4 protein-coding genes are annotated in these 3,220 nt (G+C 60.7%); all 4 read left to right on the plus strand.

The genetic code is table 11. From position 1 onward, the window contains the following. The first annotated feature begins 167 nt into the window (after window positions 1–167). The gene (gene ccoN, locus ACXJKO_RS30865) at window positions 168–1,802 is read left to right on the plus strand and encodes a cytochrome-c oxidase, cbb3-type subunit I (protein ID WP_457094827.1); all 1,635 of its coding nucleotides are present in this window, start codon (window positions 168–170) and stop codon (window positions 1,800–1,802) included. An 11-nt stretch (window positions 1,803–1,813) separates the two neighbouring features. Continuing rightward, window positions 1,814–2,548, plus strand: coding sequence for a cytochrome-c oxidase, cbb3-type subunit II (ccoO, locus tag ACXJKO_RS30870; protein ID WP_457094824.1), 735 nt, complete (start codon window positions 1,814–1,816; stop codon window positions 2,546–2,548). A 12-nt stretch (window positions 2,549–2,560) separates the two neighbouring features. After that, window positions 2,561–2,716, plus strand: a complete 156-nt coding sequence (locus ACXJKO_RS30875) for a cbb3-type cytochrome c oxidase subunit 3 (RefSeq protein WP_457094825.1) — start codon at window positions 2,561–2,563, stop codon at window positions 2,714–2,716. 4 nt (window positions 2,717–2,720) lie between these two features. Beyond that, on the plus strand, window positions 2,721–3,220 hold a 500-nt coding region (ccoP, locus tag ACXJKO_RS30880), incomplete at its 3' end, for a cytochrome-c oxidase, cbb3-type subunit III (protein ID WP_457094826.1).

The raw sequence follows: 3,220 nt of genomic DNA on the forward strand, positions 1-3,220 counted from the left end.
GTCTAACTCATTCAGTGGCGTGCGTGGCTCCAAGCCCTGATTGATTTGCATCAATGCCCCTTCCCCTCCCCCTCCCTAGACAAGAATACTGAAGGCGAAGCTCAGGGCCTCGTCTCATTCAAGAACGGTCGAGACCTATGGCTCACACGGCAGCACCCTCCAAGGGAATGACCTTTGGCGAAGCAGGATCAGCCCTTGCCTTCGCATCTCTGGCTTTCCTGAGCATCATCATCGCGGCGAAGGCCTATACGCCTGAATACGCCTTCCATGCCTATCTCTTCGCCGCTGCCAGCGTTGCAGCGACATTCACTATCATCAACCGTTACTACGAGCGTCCTGCCGCATTGCCGCCGCTGACGATCAACGGCAAACCCAACTACAACATGGGGCCAGTGAAGTTCGCGACCATCGCCTCCGTCATCTGGGGCGTCGCTGGCTTTACCATCGGTCTCCTCATCGCGCTCCAGCTCGCCTTCCCAGCCCTCAATTTTGATACCGCCTGGCTGTCCTTCGGGCGCATGCGGCCCCTGCATACATCGGCCGTGATCTTCGCCTTCGGCGGCAACGTGCTGATCGCGTCGTCCTTCTACGTGGTGCAGCGCACCTGCCGCACACGCATGGTCGGCGACATCGCGCCGTGGTTTGTTGTTCTCGGCTACAACTTCTTCATCGTGATCGCCGGCACGGGCTACCTGCTCGGCATCACGCAGGGCAAGGAATATGCAGAGCCCGAGTGGTATGCGGACCTCTTCCTGACCATCGTCTGGGTCACATATTTCCTCGTGTTCCTCGGCACGGTCATGCGCCGCAAGGAACCGCACATTTACGTGGCGAACTGGTTCTATCTCGCCTTCATCCTGACCATCGCGGTTCTGCACCTCGGCAACAACGCGACGATCCCCGTCTCGATCTTCTCACCGAAGAGCTACATCGTGTGGTCCGGCGTGCAGGATGCCATGGTGCAGTGGTGGTACGGCCACAACGCCGTGGGCTTCTTCCTCACCGCCGGCTTCCTCGCCATCATGTACTACTTCATCCCGAAGCGCGCCGAGCGGCCGGTCTATTCGTACCGCCTGTCGATCATCCACTTCTGGGCCCTGATCTTCATGTATATCTGGGCTGGCCCCCACCACCTGCACTACACCGCGCTCCCCGACTGGGCGCAGACGCTGGGCATGGTCTTCTCCATCATGCTGTGGATGCCTTCATGGGGCGGCATGATCAACGGCCTCATGACCCTCTCCGGCGCTTGGGACAAACTCCGCACGGATCCCGTGCTGCGCCTGATGGTCGTGTCGGTGGCCTTCTACGGCATGTCGACCTTCGAGGGTCCGCTCATGTCCGTGAAGGCCGTGAACTCCCTGTCGCACTACACCGACTGGACTATCGGCCACGTGCATTCCGGCGCGCTCGGCTGGGTCGCCTATGTGTCCTTCGGCGCGATCTACTGCCTCGTTCCGTGGCTGTGGAACAAGAAGGAGCTCTATTCCATGAAGGCCGTTTCCTGGCACTTCTGGATCTCCACCCTCGGCATTGTTCTCTACATCTCCTCGATGTGGGTCGCGGGCATCCTTCAGGGTCTGATGTGGCGTGCCTATACCGGCCTCGGCTTCCTCGAATACTCGTTCATCGAAACCGTCGAAGCGATGCATCCCTACTACGTCATCCGTGCTCTCGGCGGCGCCTTCTTCGTGGCAGGCAGCCTGATCATGGCGTGGAACATCTGGAAGACGATCACCTCCGCCGAGTCCGTCGCCGAAGAAGCACTTCCGGCGCAACCGGCCCTCGTCGCTGCTGAGTAAAGGAATCGAYCATGTCCCTCTGGTCCCGTCACAAGATCTTCGAGACCAACTCGATCATCCTCATCATCGGCGTGCTGTTCGTCATCGCGATCGGCGGGCTCGTGGAGATCGTTCCGCTCTTCTACCTGAAGAGCACCATCGAGAAGGTGGATGGCATCAGGCCCTACACCCCTCTCGAACTCGCAGGACGCAACATCTATGTGCGCGAAGGCTGCTACAACTGTCACAGCCAGATGGTGCGCCCCCTGCGCGACGAGGTGGAACGCTAYGGCCATTACTCCCTTGCCGCCGAGAGCATGTACGACCGGCCGTTCCAATGGGGCTCCAAGCGCACCGGTCCTGATCTCGCCCGTCTCGGCAACAAGTACTCGGACGACTGGCATCGCGATCACCTGAACGATCCCCGCGCTGTTGTGCCCGGCTCCATCATGCCGAGCTATCCCTGGCTCCAGAAGAACGAGCTGGATATGGCTGCTGCCTCAACCGAGCTGAAGGTTCAGGCGACCCTCGGCGTTCCATACAGCGATGACATGATCAAATGGGCTGAGAGCGATATCCGCACTCAGGCCAACGCGGACGATCCCAACACCGCCGAACTCGCCAAGCGCTATCCCAATGCCCAGTCGCGCAATTTCGATGGCAACCCGCGGAAAGTGACGGAAGCGGATGCTCTCATTGCGTACCTGCAGATGCTCGGCACGCAAGTGGACTTCAAGCTCTACGACAACAAGGCCAACGTGCGCTGAGGACAACCGATCATGCCGGCCGCATACAAATTCTTCGCTGAACTCGCCCAGACCTGGGGGCTCCTGTACTTCGTCGCCGTCTTCCTGGTGGTGCTGGTCTATGCCCTCGCTCCCTCGCGGAAGGCCCGCTTCGACGAGGCCGCCCGCATGCCTCTTAAGGAGGACTGATCCCATGGCTCACGAAACACACGAGCAGGTCGATGCCGTCACCGGTGTCACAACGACCGGGCATAGCTGGGACGAGATCCAGGAGCTGAACAATCCGCTGCCGCGCTGGTGGCTGTGGACCTTCTATCTCACCATCGTCTGGGCCATCGCCTATTGCATCGCCTATCCCGCATGGCCGCTGGTCTCGTCCTACACGCGAGGTGCGCTTGGATGGCAATCGCGCGAGGCCATCGAGGTGGATCTCGCCGACCTGAAGCAGCAGCGTTCAGGCATGACGGCGAAGCTCGCGGCGAGTTCTCTCGAACAGATCCGGCAGGATCCGGACATGTTCGCTTTCGCCCGTGCTCAGGGCAAGGCGTCCTTCGGCGACAATTGCGCGCCCTGCCATGGCGCAGGCGGCGGTGGCGCGAAAGGCTATCCGAACCTGAACGACGACGACTGGCTGTGGGGCGGCTCGCTTCCGCAGATCGAGCAGACAATCCGCTACGGCGCGCGCTCCACGAG

The sequence above is a fragment of the Microvirga sp. P5_D2 genome (genome assembly GCF_054049475.1).

Coding starts and splice junctions, on each gene's coding strand:
- ccoN (WP_457094827.1), top strand. CDS start 168: ATGACCTTTGGCGAAGCAGGATCAGCCCTTGCCTTCGCATCTCTGGCT.
- ACXJKO_RS30875 (WP_457094825.1), top strand. CDS start 2,561: ATGCCGGCCGCATACAAATTCTTCGCTGAACTCGCCCAGACCTGGGGG.